22 protein-coding genes and 1 other RNA gene are annotated in these 18,687 nt (G+C 70.5%); 5 read left to right on the top strand and 18 right to left on the bottom strand.

Features of this window, described 5'->3' with window-relative positions; translation table 11 throughout:
• Window positions 1–137: 137 nt before the first annotated feature.
• The 18 genes from MOJ79_RS07145 to ompA all read right to left on the bottom strand — a co-directional run bounded on the left by MOJ79_RS07145 (window position 138) and on the right by ompA (window position 11,065).
• Complete coding sequence (locus tag MOJ79_RS07145) at window positions 138–365, bottom strand: hypothetical protein (protein WP_241923511.1); 228 nt, start codon at window positions 363–365, stop codon at window positions 138–140.
• 3 nt (window positions 366–368) lie between these two features.
• The gene (locus MOJ79_RS07140) at window positions 369–713 is read right to left on the bottom strand and encodes a type II toxin-antitoxin system YafQ family toxin (RefSeq protein ID WP_241923510.1); all 345 of its coding nucleotides are present in this window, start codon (window positions 711–713) and stop codon (window positions 369–371) included.
• Complete coding sequence (locus tag MOJ79_RS07135; protein WP_241923509.1) at window positions 661–963, bottom strand: type II toxin-antitoxin system RelB/DinJ family antitoxin; 303 nt, start codon at window positions 961–963, stop codon at window positions 661–663. Before MOJ79_RS07135 ends, MOJ79_RS07140 begins: the two co-directional genes overlap by 53 nt.
• Window positions 964–1,708: 745 nt before the next feature.
• Window positions 1,709–1,951 (bottom strand): hypothetical protein, encoded by a 243-nt coding sequence (locus tag MOJ79_RS07130; protein ID WP_241923508.1) that lies wholly within the window; start codon window positions 1,949–1,951, stop codon window positions 1,709–1,711.
• Window positions 1,944–2,285 (bottom strand): P27 family phage terminase small subunit, encoded by a 342-nt coding sequence (locus MOJ79_RS07125; RefSeq protein WP_241923507.1) that lies wholly within the window; start codon window positions 2,283–2,285, stop codon window positions 1,944–1,946. Before MOJ79_RS07125 ends, MOJ79_RS07130 begins: the two co-directional genes overlap by 8 nt.
• A gap of 90 nt (window positions 2,286–2,375) precedes the next feature.
• Window positions 2,376–2,924, bottom strand: coding sequence for a hypothetical protein (locus MOJ79_RS07120; RefSeq protein ID WP_241923506.1), 549 nt, complete (start codon window positions 2,922–2,924; stop codon window positions 2,376–2,378).
• A 14-nt stretch (window positions 2,925–2,938) separates the two neighbouring features.
• Window positions 2,939–3,118, bottom strand: a complete 180-nt coding sequence (locus MOJ79_RS07115) for a hypothetical protein (protein ID WP_241923505.1) — start codon at window positions 3,116–3,118, stop codon at window positions 2,939–2,941.
• Entirely contained in the window at window positions 3,105–3,368 is a 264-nt protein-coding gene (locus MOJ79_RS07110; protein WP_241923504.1) for a hypothetical protein, read from the bottom strand. Before MOJ79_RS07110 ends, MOJ79_RS07115 begins: the two co-directional genes overlap by 14 nt.
• Before the next feature lie 475 nt (window positions 3,369–3,843).
• Window positions 3,844–5,262, bottom strand: coding sequence for a DUF3987 domain-containing protein (locus tag MOJ79_RS07105; protein ID WP_241923503.1), 1,419 nt, complete (start codon window positions 5,260–5,262; stop codon window positions 3,844–3,846).
• Window positions 5,259–5,714, bottom strand: a complete 456-nt coding sequence (locus MOJ79_RS07100) for a CHC2 zinc finger domain-containing protein (protein WP_241923502.1) — start codon at window positions 5,712–5,714, stop codon at window positions 5,259–5,261. The genes MOJ79_RS07105 and MOJ79_RS07100 overlap by 4 nt, the downstream gene beginning before the upstream one ends.
• Window positions 5,711–5,920, bottom strand: a complete 210-nt coding sequence (locus MOJ79_RS07095; protein WP_241923501.1) for a hypothetical protein — start codon at window positions 5,918–5,920, stop codon at window positions 5,711–5,713. Before MOJ79_RS07095 ends, MOJ79_RS07100 begins: the two co-directional genes overlap by 4 nt.
• A gap of 50 nt (window positions 5,921–5,970) precedes the next feature.
• The gene (locus MOJ79_RS07090; RefSeq protein ID WP_241923500.1) at window positions 5,971–6,312 is read right to left on the bottom strand and encodes a helix-turn-helix transcriptional regulator; all 342 of its coding nucleotides are present in this window, start codon (window positions 6,310–6,312) and stop codon (window positions 5,971–5,973) included.
• Window positions 6,313–6,388: 76 nt separating this feature from the next.
• Window positions 6,389–6,982 carry a hypothetical protein gene (locus tag MOJ79_RS07085; RefSeq protein ID WP_241923499.1) on the bottom strand — a complete coding sequence of 198 codons (594 nt, stop codon included), beginning with the start codon at window positions 6,980–6,982 and terminating at the stop codon, window positions 6,389–6,391.
• Window positions 6,979–8,277: a tyrosine-type recombinase/integrase gene (locus MOJ79_RS07080; protein WP_241923498.1), complete on the bottom strand. Its 1,299-nt coding sequence runs from the start codon at window positions 8,275–8,277 to the stop codon at window positions 6,979–6,981. The genes MOJ79_RS07085 and MOJ79_RS07080 overlap by 4 nt, the downstream gene beginning before the upstream one ends.
• Window positions 8,278–8,450: 173 nt before the next feature.
• Window positions 8,451–8,810, bottom strand: a transfer-messenger RNA (tmRNA) gene (gene ssrA, locus MOJ79_RS07075).
• Between the two features lie 60 nt (window positions 8,811–8,870).
• Entirely contained in the window at window positions 8,871–9,548 is a 678-nt protein-coding gene (gph, locus tag MOJ79_RS07070; protein ID WP_241923497.1) for a phosphoglycolate phosphatase, read from the bottom strand.
• Window positions 9,549–9,556: 8 nt separating this feature from the next.
• A complete protein-coding gene (gene ubiG / locus MOJ79_RS07065) occupies window positions 9,557–10,255 on the bottom strand; it encodes a bifunctional 2-polyprenyl-6-hydroxyphenol methylase/3-demethylubiquinol 3-O-methyltransferase UbiG (protein WP_241923496.1) in 699 nt (232 codons plus the stop codon).
• 129 nt (window positions 10,256–10,384) lie between these two features.
• A complete protein-coding gene (ompA, locus tag MOJ79_RS07060; protein WP_241923495.1) occupies window positions 10,385–11,065 on the bottom strand; it encodes an outer membrane protein OmpA in 681 nt (226 codons plus the stop codon).
• A 281-nt stretch (window positions 11,066–11,346) separates the two neighbouring features.
• Between ompA and gyrA the strand changes: the two genes are divergently transcribed.
• From gyrA to MOJ79_RS07035, 5 genes are all read left to right on the top strand, one after another.
• On the top strand, window positions 11,347–13,992 hold the full coding sequence (gene gyrA, locus MOJ79_RS07055) for a DNA gyrase subunit A (RefSeq protein WP_241923494.1): 2,646 nt from the start codon (window positions 11,347–11,349) through the stop codon (window positions 13,990–13,992).
• Entirely contained in the window at window positions 13,992–14,582 is a 591-nt protein-coding gene (locus MOJ79_RS07050) for a hypothetical protein (RefSeq protein ID WP_241923493.1), read from the top strand. Before gyrA ends, MOJ79_RS07050 begins: the two co-directional genes overlap by 1 nt.
• A gap of 61 nt (window positions 14,583–14,643) precedes the next feature.
• Window positions 14,644–15,747, top strand: coding sequence for a prephenate dehydratase (gene pheA / locus MOJ79_RS07045; protein WP_241923492.1), 1,104 nt, complete (start codon window positions 14,644–14,646; stop codon window positions 15,745–15,747).
• Window positions 15,748–15,764: 17 nt separating this feature from the next.
• Entirely contained in the window at window positions 15,765–16,634 is an 870-nt protein-coding gene (locus MOJ79_RS07040; protein WP_119286607.1) for a prephenate dehydrogenase, read from the top strand.
• Window positions 16,635–16,671: 37 nt separating this feature from the next.
• The gene (locus tag MOJ79_RS07035; protein WP_241923491.1) at window positions 16,672–18,687 is read left to right on the top strand and encodes a bifunctional 3-phosphoshikimate 1-carboxyvinyltransferase/cytidylate kinase; all 2,016 of its coding nucleotides are present in this window, start codon (window positions 16,672–16,674) and stop codon (window positions 18,685–18,687) included.

Below are 18,687 nucleotides of genomic sequence, written 5' to 3'. Positions count from 1 at the left end.
ATGCAGTTCGAGAGGGCTTGGCTTGCCGCCCAGCAAAGGCAAGCCGCGTGATGGTCTCGGCTATGGGATCCGGGAAACGCGGGCAAGGTCAGGGTGGCGCAGCGGGAGGTGGTGGCGGGGTTCGACGCCTGACCGGGTTACGGGCCCTCGATCACCCGTGCCACATCACCGTGGCATGCAGTGCACTTGCCCACCAGCAGCAAGTCGCCGCCTTTGATGGCGCCGCTGCAATGGGTGATCGTGGTCTCGTGACGGCAGTGGCCGCACCAGACGTTGGACAGCAGCCGCTTGCGGATGTCGGCAGGGATGGACTCCCAGCGCTGGCGGGCGGGCTTGGTGAAGGTCGGCACGGATTCAATCGCCACGGATCACTCCTCGAACAATTCAGAGTGCGTGCCCGTCCGCACAAAGATGATGGTGTTCCCATCCAGGCGGTAAATGAGCAGGAAGTCGCCGCCGATGTGACATTCGCGGTGGTCGGCCCAATCACCCTTCAGCGGGTGATCCAGCCATTCAGGCCCCAGCGGGGCATCGTTGCCAATGAGCAGCAACATCGCCTCCTTCAGCCGCTTCAGGTCGTAGCGCCCCGAACGCGAGAGGCGTTCCCAGTCTTTGAGGAAAGTCTTGGTGTAATCGCTCGCCCTGGGCAGCGACGCCCGCTTACTGCTGGCGGGCTTTTTGGCTTGCGCCGAGACTTGCGTTTTCGAGGTCATCGATCAGGGCGTCTGCAGAGTCAAAGCGGGCGGTGCACGCCTTGGCCATGGCGCGGGCTTCTTCCATCGCTGCGCGGGTCTGCGCGTTGGGCACCTTCAACTCCAGCGGAAAGGCCTGGTCGTTCACCACGCGCTTGAGCAGGATGCGCACGGCATCAGACACCGACAGCCCCATGGCTGCCAGTGCCTCGCTGGCTTGCGTCTTGATTTTGTCGTCCACCCGGACGTGCAGCATCGTGGAACGGGCCATGATCGAATCCTCCGTTCCCGCAATTGTGTGTCTCGATTGAGATACAGTCAAGTCACCTCTGGTGAGGCTCTGGCGGCGTTCGATACCTGATTGGCAACCTTGGTTGACGATGAACTGCCGCGCGTAAGCCATTGATTTAGAGGGATCAGGTGCTGCGGCTACCCGCAGGCCAAACAGAGAACAGAGACGGCTTGGGGCAAGAAAATGGCCGATGTCGGGCGTTTTGGCCGGGCTTCACCCGCAGGACGGATGGCCGGAACCCCGCGTGGCGCGCGGGCGGCGCCAAAAGGAAAGGGCCCGGAGACTTTCCGGGCCCTGGTGAGCCAGGGTCACTTGAACGCCCTCGGCAACGTGGCACGAAAACCACGAGTTACCCGCATCGTTACCCGCAGCGGCCGGGGCTTGCCGATGCCCGCAGCCGGCCGCCCACTCGCCGATGAGCGCCGGCCAGCGCCCCACCGCGGTCGGCGAGCGCCGGCCGGCGGGTCGGCGTCGAGCGGCAGCGTGCAGAGTCGGCCACGGGCGGGAATGCGGCGCCGTCGCGTCAAACGGGCGCAGGCGGGGCGATCGCGGCGCACCGCCAGCGCGATGCAGCCGGCGGTCGTGGTGCCGGCTAGGCGCAGCGGCGTGGATGCCCCTGCGACGCGCCAGATCGGCGTCAGAGGCGCGATCGTGGATCGGGCAGGGCCACCCTACACGGGCGCCTCGACGCGCGCCTGTGGGGCTCAGATCGCGGTGTCGCGCCTCACTGCCCGAACATGATCGACGCCAGAGCCGGCGGCGCGTCGGACGGCGGTCGGGCGGCGGGATTGCGCTGCGCGTACTCGCGCCACCACGCCGGGAGCGCGTCGTAGTACGGGTGAAACAACGCGGTGACCGGCATCTCGCGCCGCCCAGCGAACCACTCGGCGATCTCGGGCGGCATCCTCGGGCCGCCCGACGTGCCGCCCGTGCGGCGCTTGCGTAGCGTCGATTTCGGGTCAGTCATCGCCAGCCCCCACGTCGCCGGGTTGCAGCCGCATCGCGCGCACGGCGGCGATCAGTTGCCCACGCGCGTCGCGCTCGACCGCGACCGCCGGATGCGCCTTCAACTGCGAGAAACGATCGCGCAGCGTCGCGCCCTCGGCGGCGATGAGCCGGCGGGCGCCTTCGGCACGATCGAATGCCTCGCAGGCGGCACGAACGAGCGCCAGCCCAGCGGCGTCATCAAGGTGATAGTCGTCCAGCAGCCGCCGCCAAAGCTCGCGCGACTCCGGGCTCAAGTGCTCCGGCGGCTTCGCAAGATCGACGGTTCGCGGCTTTGATCGGCTCGGATTTTTCATAGGGTGCCCCCCTCAAATTCCGCGCGTGGGATCGGGCGCGGTCCTCTGGCGAGGGGGCTCAGAGTTTTTGGCCCCCCCCCCGGCGGGTCGTCACGCGCCGACAGCCTCGCGCTCGTCGAGCAGTTCGAGCAGCCGTGCACGATCGACGCCGAGCACGTCGGTGTGCCTGTGCTCGTGCGCGCCGAAGCCCTTCGCGACGAGCTCGGCCATCAGCGCATCCTCGGCCGCAGCCGCTCGCGCCGCGGCTTCGAGCGCGCGACGGTAGGTCGCGCGCAGTTCGCGCAGGTGGGCCTCGTGCTGGCCGAGCACCTGCAAACGCACCTTCTCACGCTGCCGCTCGACGGCCTGCCGCAGGCTGTCCTCAGCGGCCGGCCCGAGCGCGACGAGCGCCGCCTCGACCTGCTGCAACCGCTCGACGGTTTCGTGGTACCGCTGTTCGCGCGTCGGCGGGCGTCGGCCGTCCAGCGCGGCGGCGAGCACCTCGTCAGCGGCGGGCGCTCGTGTGTGCGCAAGCTCGTCGTACAGCGCGGTGCGCGCGGCCTCAAGCTCGCCGCGGCGCGCGAGCAGGGTGGCGAGCCGCTGCTGCGCGGCTGCGAAGTCGGGGTTTTTCGAGACGTGCTCGATTCGGATCGTTGCCATGTCGGCGTCCTTTCTCAGCGAGTAGCGCCGCGCTGGCGGCGGATAGTTGCGGGCGCGCCGACGACGGCACGGGCACGGGCACGGTGCCGCTTCACCATCGCGAGCAGCATCTCGGCGTCGAGCTCGAGCAGGCGGGCAGCTGGTTCAAGCGCGGCTCGGCGCACAGCCGCGCGGGTTGCATCAGTCGGTTTCATCGTGTGACTTCCTGTGCCGGTTCGTTGGGTCGCCGTCGTCGCGACCGGCAACGCGGCGGCGGCGGGGTTTGTCCGGTTGCCCGAGCCGCGGCGGCGGCAGCCCCCGGGCAGCGCACCACGCGGCGGCGTGCGGATCGCCGGCCGGGTGCGGGCACTCGTGCCGGTGAACGGCGACGGCACATGGCAGCACGACGGGCCGGCCGAGCGCCTTCGCGATCAACACGCTGAACTGGTCGGCCGGGCGCTTCATTCGTTTCTCCGTGGGCCGAACCCACCGCACCGCTGCGGCGCTGCCGCAAGGTCGCGGCCCACGTCGGGCGATCGAAGGTCGGCGCGCTTGTGGTTGCGGCAGCGCCCGGGGGCGTAGTGCGTGCACTCGGGGCACGTGCGCCGATCGTCGTCGGCGTCGAGGCGGGCGATGCGGTCGGCCACAGCCTCGGCCTCGGCGCGGGGCCAGCCCCACGTGAGCAGGCGGGCGAGCACGTCGGCGCGGCGGTCGGTGACTCGTGCAGACCCGGCTAACGCGGCTAATTGGCTAATCGGGCCCGCCGGCTCGTGTTGACCGGTCGCCGCGACGGTTAGCCGGTTAGCCGCATTAGCCGCACCTGACGGGCGCTCGGCACCATCGCCGATTAGCCAATTAGCCGGGTTAGCCGCCTTAGCAGGCTCGCCGGCCTGCCCTTCGGCGCGGGCAGCGGCGCGAGCGCGAACGGCCGCTAGGTCGATCACTTCCGCGCCTCCCAACGGTCGCCGTCGCGGCGCACGTAGTCGCGGCGTTGAAGCTCGTCCATCAGGTTGCCGATGCCCTCGGCCTTGAGCAATCGCACCTGACGGGGCGACGCCTGCAACACGTCCCGGTGCGGGACGAACGGCCCGCGCTCACGCATCCACGCTACAAGGGCGCGCAGGCGCTCGATGCGCTGGCGCTCGACCGACTGGCCCATCAGCCGAACGTGCTCACCGAGATAGAAGTCCGCGACCTCGATCGCGCCGGCCATCGTGTCGATCTCGATCTCGATCGCGCTCGCGTCGGGGTCGTTGATGATCGCGATGATCCCGGCGATGCGCGCGGCGTGTTCGGCCACCTTCGACGCGAATGGGCGCACGCCCGCAAGGGTGCCGCCGTCGGCCTGCTGCCGCTCGCATTCGTTGTAGAACTCAATCCACAGCGCGCGCGCCCGCGGCGTCATCGGCAGGTGCCGCGGCGCAAGCTCGAACCCGTCGCCTTGAGGATGCAGGCGTGCGGGCGCATTCACGAGCGCGCGCAGCCTGTCGTAATACTCGGCCACGGCTGGCACCTCGCCGGGCATGGTCGTGTCGCGGAACAGCCGCGTGCCGGCGAGCGTCCGCGGCGCCGCGATCAGGCAGCGCGCAATGAGTCCCTGACCTTGCGCGAGCGGGTCGGCCATGAGCGTGCGCAGCACGACGGCCTGCACCATCAAATGCACGGACGTGCGCCGGCCCATCAACACCGACAAACCATCGCCGCGGGTCAACGAGTCGAGCGTCTCGCCTCCCCACGCCTTGAGCATCCACGCGATGCCGGCGAGTCTGCGCTCTTCCCTCATGCTGTGCCCGCCGATGACCTCGGCGCCCTCGGGCGAGAACAGACCGATCGCCGACTGCGATCGCAACAGCATGTGCAGCCCCTCGACGGTCGCCTTCGACACGATGACTGACCGCGGTGGCGGCGGTTCGCTCTCGGCATCTCCGGGGCGACGTGACGCCCTCTCGGCCCGGTATGCCTGCATGGCCCTCGCGTGCTCTCGTGCGTCAAGGCGGCGCCGCTCTTCGATCGGCAGGCAGGCCAGCGTGTCGGTGCGGCTCTTGCGGTCGCCGCTCTCGGCCGAGATCACGACGAACAACGAAAGCGGTGCGGCCTGCCCGTGCGGCATCAGCACGTCCGCGTGCGGCTGCGCCGCGACGGCAGCGGCCGCGAGCACGCTCCCCGCCGCAAGCGCATCGGGCGCCTGCACAAGCTCGGCCACGGCGCGCGCGGCAGGCCCGAGCACCGGCCCTAGGCCATCGAACGGGAACGGCTGCGGCGCCTCGTCGGCCGGCTCGGGCAGCGGGTCAAGTTCCGGCCACACGGCAGCGTCTAGGCGGCTCTGCGCCGCCGTCGTGAAGTTCGGGACGGCGCTCATCGCGTGGCCTCCGCGATCGTGATGCAGCGCCCGGCGGCGGCGAGGAATGCCCGCCAGTCGGCATCGGTCGGAAGCACGCCACGGCGGGCAGCCGACAGCACGATGGCGCACAGGTGCAAGTCCTTCGACAACACCGCGATCGCGTCGGCCGCCGAGAAGGCGCGCGGCCTCGTCGGTGCCGGCTTGCCATCCTCGACCCATGCGCCGAGCGCCTTCGCGGCCGCCACGAAGTCGAGCCCGTGGCGCTGCATGTGGAACGCGACCACGTCGCCGCCCCTCGCGTGGCAGTTCATGCAGACCCACGCGCCGGTGCTGACGTTGATCCGCATCGAGTCGCCGCCGCCGTGAAACGGGCACGACGTGGTGCGCCACGTGCCGCGGCCTTGCAGCCGCAAGCCCTCGCCCTCGAAGTAGCCCACGGGGTCGGGGAGTCGGTCGCGGTCGAAACTCATCGCCCGCCCCCCATGCGGTCGAGCAGCGCCGCCGCGTCGTCGAGCGTGTCGAGTTCGCGGCTCAGACCCCAACGCGCGAGCAGATAGCGCCCATCCTCAAGCCGGTGCAGAGTCGCGCCGAGCAGCGCAGCACACGCACGCAGCGTCGCGAAGCGCTTGCCCACATTGGTAACCGACGTTACGATCGCGTCGCTCGTCAAATCCATGCGCCCCGTGTCGGTGCCAGCCGGCCGGGGCGTTTTCACGTTCGGCCGGCTCATTTCGCGCCGCCTTCGGCCCGCCGGGCACGCGCAGCGGCGCACGCCTTCGCTGTGACAGCGGCCAACCGGGCGGCGCCCGCGGGATCACCGCGCTCGGCGAGCCGGGCATAGAACGCGGCCACGTCGGCCAACCGCCAGCGGGTGAACCGCGGCGCGCGGATCACCGGCTGCGGCGCCTCGCCGCGCTGCACGCGCTCGTCCCACCACGACGACGACACGTCGCCCATGGCGCAGGCGGTGCGCTTGCTCACGAGCGCGGCGGCGCGCGCCTCGTCGGGGATCAGTGCGGGCCGATCGCCCGCGTCGGTGCTGCTGCTGTGAAGATTCGTTGCGGTCATTTGTGCCCCCGTGGTCGGTACGGGGCGCACTATCCGCACGGGGTCTCACGGGGTCGCTAACCCGTGATTCGCGGCCTCACTTTGGGGCCTTTTGCCGCTCTTCGGCGAGCACGTTGGCGAAGCGCCGGTAGCCCATGTCGGGGCCGCCGCTGACGGTGACGTGCGCCCCGCGTCGGCCGGCGTCGCCGAACACCTTGCACCCGCGCGGCGGGCGGCGCTTGAGCGCGTCCCACGCCTCGGCGGCGCTGGCCTGCGGGTGCGCCGCGACGTATCGCCGCAGCCAAAGCCGCACGGGGCCGCCGCTGCCCGGTGCACGGCCGCCCGAGAAGGCGGCGCCCCTCGCCTTGTCGGCGTATGGCGCCACGTCGCCAAGCTCGCGGGCGAGCACGCACGCACGCAGTAGCGCGGCGGCGCGGCGCTCGGCGGGGCTCGCGTCGGCCAGCGCGAGACACAGCACGACGGCACGATCGTCGTCGGCGAAGTCGGTCACGTCGGCCCCTAGGCGCGCGGCAGCGTCGGCCAGCCGCTGCGCCGCCGCCTCGCGCAGCCGCTCGACGAGCGCCATGCGTTCGGCCCGCGTCGCGCACCGGGCGAGCAGTAGACGAAGGTGATCGTTGCCGAGCAGCGCGCCGAAAGCGGCGTCGCCCCAGTCCCCGCCGTAGCGGCTCACGCAACGCCCCGCTGCGGCATCTCGATCACCTCGCCGCCGTCGCGCAGCCGGTCGAGATAGTCCGCCCAGCGCTGCATCATCTCGCGGCGCTGCTCGATGAACGTCGTGCGGTTGTAGGCCCGCCCGAGCGCGTCGGGCACAGCGTGGGCAAGTTGCGCCTCGATCACCTCGGCCGGCACGCCGAGCCGCTCGGCGATCAGCGTGCGGGCCATCGCGCGGAACCCGTGCGCCGTCATCTCGTCGTTCGCATAGCCCATGCGCCGCAGCGCGGCGCGCACGGTGTTCTCGCTCATGCAGCGGTCGCGGCCGGTCAACGCCGGGAACACGAAGCGCCCGCCGCCGGTGATTGGGCGCAAGCCCTCGAAGATCGCGACCGCCTGCCGCGCCAGCGGCACGAGGTGCGGCTCGCCGTTGGCCTTCTCGTGCTTGCGGCGCTTCATCAGGTGCGGCGGAATCACGATCGTGTCGCCGTCGATCCACCGCCATTCGAGATGACGAAGCTCACCCGGGCGCAGCAGCAGCAGCGCCGACAAGTCGAGCGCCGCGCGCGTGATCGGGTTTCCCTTGTAGTCGGCCACCGCGCGCAGCAGCGCGGCCACCTCGTCGGGCTTGACGATCGCGGCATGGTGGCGCGTGGGCACCGGCCGCAGCGCGTCGCGCAGGTCGGCCGCGGGGTTGCGGGTGCACAGGCCGGCGGCGATCGCGAAGCGGAACACCTGCGAGCACGAATCCTTTGCCCTGTGCGCCGTCTCGATCGCGCCGCGCGCCTCGATCTTGCGCAGCACCGCGAGCAGTTCCGGCGGCTCGATTTCGGCGATCGGGCGCCAGCCCAACGCCGGGAACACGTCAACCTCGAAGCGCCGCAGCGTGCGCGCGGCGTGGCCGGGGCTCACCTCGTGCTCGTGCTTCGTCGTCAGCCATTCCCGGGCCGTGTGCTCGAAGGTGCCGGGGCCGGGAATGCCGGCCTCGGCGTAGCGCAGCAGCTCGACCTGGCGCCGCTGCTCGGCCTTCTCGGCCTTGCGGGCCTGCGCCGGATCAACGCCAGCGGCGACCATGCGGCGCGCCTCGTCACGGCGGGCGCGGGCCAGCGCCAGCGGGACGTCGGGATACACGCCGAGACTCAGCATCGCCTCGCGCCCGCCGAACCTGTACCGGAAGCGCCACCAGCCGACGCCGGTCGGCCGCGCCTCTAGGTGCAGGCCGCGCCCATCGGCGTGCTTGCCCGGCTTGCCCGTGTCCACCGCGGCCTTGATCGCCGAGCGGATCGCCTTGTCGGTGAGTAGATCAGTCGCCATGCGGGTAACTTTAACCCGCAGTTACCCGCAAATGGCCAAGTTACCCGCAGTCTGCCCCACCCGGTTACCCGCAACTAGCGGTTACTCGTGGCCCTATGCAGGTGCGTCGCCTCGCCTAAGTGCTTGATTTTCTTAGTATCGTGGCCCTAGGCGGCCGCATGAAATGGGTAATTTGGTGGAGCCGGGGGGAATCGAACCCCCGTCCGCAAGCCATCACCGGACAGTTCTACATGCGTAGCTCTCTGATTTGGGTCTCGTGACGCCGCCGCGCAGGAGCACGCTGCGGACGCCACCAGTCACTGAGTCTCGCTGCCGGTCGAGTGACCCGGCCGACAGCCAGCCGATGTGAATGACCTCTCAGCGCTTGCGCGCCCGGCCCATCGGCCAACCGTTGAGAGGCTCACCGGTGTTTAAGCGGCGAGAGCGAAACGTTCGTCGTTCGCAGTTACTTGCTTCCAGTGGATTTACGAGCGTACTGGTGCTCGGCATGCCCTGCGCCGGATCCGCACCCACGTCGAAACCAGGTCGGCCCCTTGCGCGCATTGTAGGTGGCGCCGGGTGCGCGGCTTTCAAGGGCACGCGGACGCCGCCGCTCACGACGCGCCGGCAACGTCCAGCAGCGCCAGCACCGAGCGCGGATGCTCGGCGATCGCGTCGGCGCGCCACTGGCGCACGTCGCCGCCCTCGCCCAGATAGCCCCAGGCGGCAGCCACCGAGGCCATGCCGGCCGCACGGGCGGCTTCGATGTCGCGCAGGTCGTCGCCGACGTACAGGCACTGCGCGGGCGCGAGGGCGAGCCGCTCGCACGCCGCCAGCAGTGGCGCCGGGTGCGGCTTGGCGTGCGGTGTCGTGTCGCCGGCGACGACGACGGGCGCTTGCGCCAGGCCGAGGCCGGCGACGACCGGCGCCGTGAAGCGCATGACCTTGTTGGTGACGATGCCCCACCCTAGGCCGAGCCGCTGCAGGTCGTCCAGCAGCTCGGCCACCCCGTCGAACAGGCGCGAGTGGACGTCGAGCGCCGAGGCGTACTCGGCGAGGAATTCCTCGCGCAGCGCGTCGTAGTCGGCGTCGGCCGGCGTCTTGCCAAGGCCGGCGGCGAGCATGCCGCGCGCGCCCGACGACGCCACCGGTCGCAGCTGCTCGATCGGCAGCGGCGCCAGCCCGCGCCGCGCGCGCATGCGGTTGACGGCGCCGCCGAGGTCGGGCGCCGTGTCGGCCAGCGTGCCGTCGAGGTCGAACAGCACCGCGCGCACCGCGAAGCGTCGGCCCATGCGTGTGATCAGCCCCGCTGGCACGCGAACAGGTAGTTCACGCTCGTGTCGCCCGACAGCCAGTAGCGCTTGGTCAGCGGGTTGTACTCCATGCCGCGTGTGCGCTGCACCTGCAGCCCCGCATCGCGGCACCAGCGCGCCAGCTCGCTCGGGCGGATCAGCTTGGCGTACTCGTGCGTGCCGCGCGGCAGCAGGTTGAGCACGTACTCGGCGCCGACGATGGCGAACAGGAACGACTTCGGGTTGCGGTTGATCGTCGAGAAGAAAACCCAGCCGCCGGGCTTGACGAGCTTCGCACACGCGGCGACGACCGAGGCCGGGTCGGGCACGTGCTCGAGCATCTCCATGCAGGTGACGACGTCGTAGCGGGCGGGCGACTCGGCAGCCAGCGCCTCGGCCGAGGTCTCGCGGTAGTCGACACCGGCACACCCCGACTCCATCGCATGCAGCATCGCGACCTTCAGCGGCTTGGCAGCCATGTCGATGCCCAGCACGCGCGCGCCGCGCTGCGCCATCGCCTCGGCGAGGATGCCACCGCCGCAACCGACGTCGAGCACGTCTTTGCCCGCCAGCGGTGCGATCGAGTCGATCCAGCCCAGGCGCAGCGGGTTGATCTGGTGCAGCGGGCGAAACTCGCTGTCCGGATCCCACCAGCGATGGGCGAGTTCGCTGAACTTGGCCAGTTCCTGCGGATCGGCGTTGATCATGGCGTCATGTTAGTGCGATCGGACACACCGAGATCGCGCGCGGGAGATCGCCGCCCGCCGCTGCGGGAATCGACCTGAAAAAGACAAACCCCGCCGCAGCGGGGTTTGTCGGAAGTCCGCGTGGCGCGATCAGCGGCGGCGGGTGCCCACCACTTCGATCTCGACGCGACGGTTCTTTGCGCGGCCTTCGCGGGTGCGGTTGTCGGCCACCGGCTGCGTCTCACCCTTGCCTTCGGTGTAGATGCGGTTGGCCTCAATGCCCTTGCTCACCAGGTACTGCTTGACGGCCTCGGCACGGCGCACCGACAGCTTCTGGTTGTATTCGTTCGTACCGATCCAGTCGGTGTGGCCGACGGCGATGATGACCTCGAGCGAGATACCCTTCGTCTTCTCGACCAGGTCGTCGAGCTTGGCCTTGCCTTCGGGCTTGAGCACCGCCTTGTCGAAATCGAAGAAGGTGTCGGCCGCGTACGTCACCTTCTCGCTGACCGGGGCCGCGGGCGCGGGCGCGGGGGCCGGACGCGGCGCGGGAGCCGGAGCCGGGGCGGGCGCGGCGGCCGGCGGCGCAGCCGGGGCGGGGGCCGGCGCGGGCGGCGCGGGCGGCGGCTTCAGCGCGCCATCACAGGCCGGATGCGCGGTCGCAGGCGTCCAGTTGGACGCACGCCAGCAGTACTCATTGGTGCCGTTCTTCCACGGCGTACCGTCGGCGGCGCGCCACTGCTGCGTCGAATCCGACTGCGCCGAGACCGTCAGCGGTGCCACCAGAGCGGCCGACGCGAACAGCATCGCCACCTTGTTCAGTTTCTTCATCGATTCTCCTCTTAAAGGAAGGCCGCAGTGCCACTGCGTGAGTTCAAACCGGAAGCCGGACGACTGGCAAACGACCCTGGCAACGAGCGCTTACCAATGCAAAAAGATTGTGCCATAGCCCCCCGGGCGGGCCTGATTTTGGTCGGCCAACGTCAAGTGTCATCGTGGCCTGTTGCGCAAGTGCGACAACCGCGGCAGCCTAGAATGAGCGCCACCGCTCACCTTGCAGCCGCGACGCGCGCAACCACCACTTGCCGCGCGCGATCGCCTCGTCCCCCCTCATGACCTCGTTCGCCAAGGAAACCCTGCCGATCTCGCTCGAAGAGGAGATGCGGCGCTCGTACCTCGACTACGCGATGAGCGTCATCGTCGGGCGTGCGCTGCCCGACGCGCGCGATGGCCTCAAGCCCGTGCACCGGCGCGTGCTGTACGCGATGCACGAGCTCAACAACGACTGGAACCGCCCGTACAAAAAGAGCGCGCGCATCGTCGGCGACGTCATCGGTAAGTACCACCCGCACGGTGACACCGCGGTCTACGACACGATCGTGCGCATGGCGCAGGATTTCTCGCTGCGTCACATGCTCATCGACGGCCAGGGCAACTTCGGCAGCGTCGATGGCGACAACGCCGCCGCGATGCGCTACACCGAGATCCGACTGGCCAAGATCGCGCACGAGATGCTGGCCGACATCGACAAGGAAACGGTCGACTTCGGCCCGAACTACGACGGCTCCGAGAAGGAACCGCTCGTGCTGCCGACGAAGCTGCCGAACCTGCTCGTCAACGGCAGCGCCGGCATCGCGGTGGGCATGGCCACCAACATCCCGCCGCACAACCTCAACGAGGTCGTCGACGCGTGCCTGCACCTGCTGAAGAACCCTTCGGCCGGCGTGGACGAGCTGATGGAGATCATCCCGGCGCCCGACTTCCCGACCGCCGGGATCATCTACGGCCTCGCCGGCGTGCGCGAGGGCTACCGCACCGGCCGCGGCAAGGTCGTGATGCGCGCGAAGTGCCACTTCGAGGACATCGACCGCGGCCAGCGGCAGGCGATCATCGTCGACGAGATCCCGTACCAGGTCAACAAGAAGACGCTGCTCGAGCGCATCGCGGAGCTCGTCAACGAGAAGAAGCTCGAGGGCATCAGCCACATCCAGGACGAGAGCGACAAGTCCGGGATGCGCGTCGTCATCGAGCTCAAGCGCGGCGAAGTGCCCGAGGTCGTGCTGAACAACCTGTACAAGCAGACGCAGCTGCAGGACTCGTTCGGCATCAACATGGTCGCGCTGATCGACGGCCAGCCGAAGCTGTGCAACTTGAAGGACCTGGTCGAGATCTTCCTCGAGCACCGGCGCGAGGTCGTCACGCGGCGCACCGTGTTCGAGCTGCGCAAGGCGCGCGAGCGCGGCCACGTGCTCGAGGGCCTGGCGGTCGCGCTGGCCAACATCGACGCCTTCATCGAGATCATCAAGAACTCGCCGACGCCGCCGGTCGCGAAGGCCGAGCTGATGGCGCGCGGCTGGGACTCGTCGCTCGTGCGCGAGATGCTCGCCCGCGCCGAGGCCGACACGCCGGGCGGCCGCGCCGCCTACCGCCCCGAGGGGCTGCTGCCGCAGTACGGCCTGCAGTCTGATGGCCTGTACCGCCTGTCCGACGAGCAGGCCGGCGAGATCCTGCAGATGCGCCTGCAGCGGCTGACCGGCCTCGAGCAGGACAAGATCGTCGGCGAGTACAAGGAGGTCATGGCGCAGATCGCCGACCTGCTCGACATCCTCGCCAAGCCGGCGCGCGTCACCGCGATCATCGCCGACGAACTCACGGCGCTGAAGCAGGAGTTCGGCCAGACCAGGCTCGGCGCGCGGCGCAGCGTGATCGAGCACAACGTGCAGGAGCTCGGCACCGAGGACCTGATCGCGCCGACCGACATGGTCGTCACGTTGAGCCACGCCGGCTACATCAAGAGCCAGCCGCTCGCCGAGTACCGCGCGCAGCGCCGGGGCGGCCGCGGCAAGCAGGCCGCGCAGACGAAGGAAGACGACTGGATCGACCAGCTCTTCATCGCCAACACGCACGACTGGATCCTGTGCTTCAGCGACCGCGGGCGTGTCTACTGGCTCAAGGTCTGGGAAGTGCCGCAGGGCGGGCGCGCAAGCCGCGGCAAACCGATCGTCAACATGTTCCCGCTGCAGCCGGGCGAGAAGATCACCGTCGTGCTGCCGCTGACCGGCGAGTTCCGCAGCTTCCCGGCCGACCACTACGTGTTCATGGCCACCGCGCAGGGCACCGTCAAGAAGACCGCGCTCGACGAGTTCGCCCACCCGCGCAAGGCGGGCATCATCGCGGTGGACCTCGACGAGGGTGACTACCTGATCGGCGCGGCGCTGACCGACGGCCACCACGACGTGATGCTGTTCTCCGACGGCGGCAAGGCGGTGCGCTTCGACGAGGACGACGTGCGCCCGATGGGCCGCGCCGCGCGCGGCGTGCGTGGCATGACGCTCGAGCCCGGGCAGAGCGTGATCGCGATGCTGGTGGCCGAGGACGAGACGCAGAGCGTGCTCACCGCGACCGAGAACGGCTACGGCAAGCGCACGCCGATCGTCGAGTACACGCGCCACGGCCGTGGCACCAAGGGCATGATCGCGATCCAGCAGAGCGAGCGCAACGGCAAGGTCGTCGCCGCGACGCTGGTGCGCCCCGACGACGAGATCATGCTGATCACGGACCGCGGCGTGCTCGTGCGCACGCGGGTGGCCGAAATCCGCGAACTCGGCCGCGCGACGCAGGGCGTCACGCTGATCGCGCTCGACGACGGCGCGAAGCTGTCGGGCCTGCAGCGCATCGTCGAGAACGACGCCAACGAACCCAGCGGCGGCGAGTCCGACCCTGACAGTGCCGGCGGTTCCGGCGCGGAGACACGATGATGAGCAAAATCCCCGTCCCTGCCCTGGCTGCCGCGCTGGTTCTCGTCGTCGCGCTCGGCGCGGCCAGCAGCGCGCAGGCGCAAGGCTCGAATGCGGCGCAGGACAAGAAGCCGCTCGTCGCCAAGGTGCTGCAGCTGCAGCAGCCGGGCATCGAGAACGCGGCGCGCCTCGTTGCCGAGCAGCCGGCGCTGATGCTGCTGCAGCAGGCCGGCCTCGTGCTGCAACGCGTGCCGGCCGAGCGCCGCGAGGCCACGGCGCGCGAGATCCAGGCCGAGGCGAAGAAGTACGCCGACGAGGCGGTGCCGCTGCTGCGGCAGACCGCGGTCAAGGTCGCGCCGACGACGATCGGGCCGATCCTCGAAGAGAAGTTCACCGCCGACGAGCTCAAGCAGCTCATCGCGATCCTCGAGTCGCCCGTCAACCGCAAGTTCCAGCAGCTCGGCGGCGACATGCAGCGCGCGCTCAACGAGAAACTCGTCGCCGAGACGCGCGCGACGATCGAGCCCAAGATCAACGCGCTGCAGCAGGCCGTCGGCGAGAAGCTGAAGGCGGCCGCCGCGGCGGCGCCGGCCTCGGCGCCGTCGCGCTGACACGCGGCGCCGCGCTGCTGGCGGCGGCCCGCCCGGCCGGCGTGGGACAATCGATGCCGAGATGTCCGACACGCCTTCCGCTGCCCCCACGCTGGCCGCGCTGCGCGCCCAGATCGACGCGCTCGACCGGGAGCTGCTCGCGCTGCTGAACCGCCGTGCGCGGCTCGCGCAGGAGGTCGGCGAGATCAAGAAGCGCGAAGGCTCCGTCGTCTTTCGGCCCGAGCGCGAGGCGCAGGTCATCGACGGACTGAAGGCCGCCAACCCCGGCCCGCTGAAGACCGAGAGCATCGCGCCGATCTGGCGCGAGATCATGTCGGCGTGCCGCGCGCTCGAAACGCCGACGCGGGTCGCCTACCTGGGCCCCGCCGGCACGTTCAGCGAGCAGGCCGCGCTCGGCTACTTCGGCAGCTCGATCGAGCGCGTGCCGTGCGTGAGCATCGACGAAGTCTTCCGCACGACGACGGCAGGCGCCGCCGACTTCGGTGTCGTGCCGGTCGAGAACTCGACCGAGGGCGTCGTCGCACGCTCGCTCGACCTGTTCCTGACGACGCCGCTGTTCATCATCGGCGAGACCAGCCTCAACGTGCGCCACAACCTGCTGCGGCGAGTCGATGGGCTCGACGGCATCGTCGCCGTGTGCGCCCACCCGCAGGCGCTCGCGCAGTGCCACGGCTGGCTGTCGAACCACCTGCCGACGGTCGAGCGGCGGCCGGTGGCCAGCAACGCCGAGGGCGCACGCCTCGCGGCGCAGGACGTGTCGCTCGCCGCGATCGCGAGCGAGCGCGCGGCGAGCGAGTGGGGGCTACACGTCGTCGCGCCGGCGATCCAGGACGATGCGCACAATCGCACCCGCTTCGCGATCGTGACCCACCCCGACCGCCACCCGGCGCCGCGCGCGTCGGGGCACGACTGCACGAGCCTCGTCGTCTCGGTGGCCAACCGGCCCGGTGCGGTGCACGACATGCTCGTGCCGCTGAAGGCGCACGGCGTGTCGATGACGCGCTTCGAGTCGCGTCCGGCGCGCTCGGGGCAGTGGGAGTACTACTTCTACATCGACATCCAGGGTCACCCCGACGAGCCGCACGTCGACGCGGCGCTGAAGGCGCTGCGTGCCGAGTGCGCCTTTTTCAAGCTGCTGGGCACGTACCCGGTCGACGTCCACTGAGCGGCGCGAGCGACACCATGTTCCAGCAGCTCGGCGTGATCGGATGCGGCCTGATGGGCGGCTCGTTCGCGCTCGCATTGAAGCGCCAGGGGCTGGTCAAGCGCGTCGTCGGCTACAGCAAGTCGCCGTCGACGACGGAGCGTGCCAAGCGCATGGGCATCATCGACGTCGCGGCCGAGTCGGCGCTGCTCGCGGTGGCGGGCTCCGACCTCGTGCTGATCGCGGTGCCGGTGTCGGCCACCGAGACGACGCTGCGCGCGATCCGCAACCTCGTCGAGCCCGGCATGCTGGTGATGGACGTGGGCTCGACCAAGCGCGACGTCGTCGACGCCGCGCGCCGTGTGCTCAAGGAGCGCGTCGTGCACTTCGTGCCGGCGCACCCGATCGCCGGCAAGGAAGCGTCGGGCATCGACCACGCCGACGCGGGGCTGTACGCGGGCCGCCAGGTGATCCTGACGCCGCTGGCGCAGACGCCGCCCGAGCTGGTGCAGCGCGCCACCGACGTGTGGGCCGCGATCGGCGCGCAGGTGCTGAAGATGTCGCCCGAGAACCACGACGCGGCGTTCGCCGCCGTCAGCCACCTGCCGCACCTGCTGGCGTTCGCCTACTTCAGCGCGGTGGCGCGCCAGCCGGCCGGGCGCGACTTCCTCTCGCTCGCCGGGCCGGGCTTTCGCGACTTCACGCGCATCGCCGCGAGCGACCCCGCGGTGTGGCGCGACATCCTGCTCGCCAACCGCGAAGAGGTCATCCGCCAGGCGCAGCGCTTCCGCCACACGCTCGACGCGTTCGAGCATGTGATGCGCTCGGGCAACGCCGAAGCGCTCGAGGACCTGATCCGCAGCGCGTCGGAAGCCCGCGCGCAATGGCAGATGAACCAGCGCCGCTGACGCCTTGCCGGGCCGCGGCACACGCGCGGTCACACCGATGTACTCGATTCCCTTCCTCGACCTGCCCCCGCTGACCGGCGCCGCCGGCACCGTGACGCTGCCCGGTTCGAAGAGCATCTCCAACCGCGTGCTGCTGCTCGCCGGCCTGGCCGACGGCACGACCACCGTGCACGGCCTGCTCGACTCCGACGACACCGCGGTGATGCTCGAGGCGCTGCGGCAGCTGGGCTGCGGCATCGAGCGCGACGGCGGCCTCACGCGCGTCACCGGCCTCGGCGGCCGGCTCGCGGTGCACGAGGCGAAGCTGTTCCTCGGCAACGCCGGCACCGCGATGCGCCCGCTGACCGCCGCGCTGGCCGTGCTCGCCGCGACGCAGGGCGGGCGCTTCGAGCTCGCGGGCGTGCCGCGCATGCACGAGCGGCCGATCGGCGACCTCGTCGACGCGCTGCGACCGCTTGGCTGCACGATCGACGAGCTCGGTGCGCCGGGCTATCCGCCGCTGGCCGTGCGCGGCGATGCCGGCGGGCGGCTCGCGACCGACGCGCCGATCCGCGTGCGCGGCGACGTCTCGAGCCAGTTCCTGACCGCACTGCTGCTCGCACTGCCGCTGGTGGCCGACCGCGGCGATGTCGTCGTCGAGGTCGTCGGCGAGCTGATCTCGAAGCCCTACGTCGAGATCACGCTGAACCTGCTGGCGCGCTTCGGCATCGCGGTGCGGCGCGAGGGCTGGCAGCGCTTCACGATCCCGGCCGGCAGCCGCTACCGCACGCCGGGCGAGGTGTGGGTCGAGGGCGATGCGTCGTCGGCGTCGTACTTCGTCGCGCTCGGCGCGATCGCGGCGACCGACGCACCGGTGGTCATCGAAGGCGTCGGACGCGACTCGATCCAGGGCGACATGCGCTTCGTCGACGCCGCGCGCGCGATGGGCGCCGACGTCACGGCCGAGGCGTCGCGCGTCGTCGTGCGCCGCGGCCGGTGGCCGCTGACGGCCATCACGCTGGACTGCAACCACATCCCCGACGCCGCGATGACGCTCGCGGTGATGGCGCTGTACGCCGACGCGCCGACGACGCTCACCAACATCGCCAGCTGGCGCGTCAAGGAAACCGACCGCATCGCCGCGATGGCCACCGAGTTGCGCAAGCTCGGTGCCGAGGTCGCCACCGGCGACGACTCCATCCGCGTGACGCCGCCGCGCGCGTGGCGCGCCGCGGCGATCGACACCTACGACGACCACCGCATGGCGATGTGCCTGTCGCTCGCTGCGTTCAACCCGCTCGCGGGCGCGACGCCGCCGGTACCGGTGCGCATCCGCGACCCGAAGTGCGTCGGCAAGACCTTCCCCGACTACTTCGAGGCGCTGTTCGCGATCGCGCGCACCGAACCACGCCACGTGCCGGTGATCACGATCGACGGGCCGACCGCGTCGGGCAAGGGCACGCTGGCCACCGAGGTGGCGCGTGCGCTGGGCTACCACAAGCTCGACTCGGGGTCGCTGTACCGCGCGCTGGCGCTGGCGGCGCTCGACGCGAACGTCGACACCTCGAGCGGCCCCGCGCTGGCGGCCCTCGCACAGCGGCTGCACCTGCGCTTCGACGGCGACGCGCTGTGGCTCGACGGGCGCGACGTGAGCGCCGAGCTGCGCCTCGAGGCGGTGGGCGCGACCGCGTCGCGCATCTCGGCGCTGCCCGAGGTGCGGCAGGCGCTGCACGACCTGCAGCTCGCGTTCCGCCGTGTCCCCGGCCTCGTGGCCGACGGGCGCGACATGGGCACCGTCGTCTTTCCCGACGCCAAGCTGAAGGTGTTCCTCACCGCCAATGCGGCGATGCGTGCCGAGCGCAGGTATAAGCAATTGATTTCCAAGGGGATTTCGGCTAACATCTCTGACCTTCGTGCGGATCTGGAAGCGCGCGACGCGCGGGACCGCTCGCGCAGCGTGGCGCCCCTGAGGCCGGCCGAAGACGCGCTGCTGCTCGACAACTCGGCACTGAGCGTGGACCAGTCGGTCGCGCAGGTGCTGGCTTGGTGGGCGCAGCGCAGCCCGTTCGACTGA

It is taken from the genome of Calidifontimicrobium sp. SYSU G02091, from assembly GCF_022631395.1.
GTDB classification, from domain to species: Bacteria; Pseudomonadota; Gammaproteobacteria; order Burkholderiales; family Burkholderiaceae_C; genus Calidifontimicrobium; species Calidifontimicrobium sediminis.
Note: the sequence above shows the minus strand (reverse complement) of the source record. Positions and strands in the feature narration are given on the sequence as shown.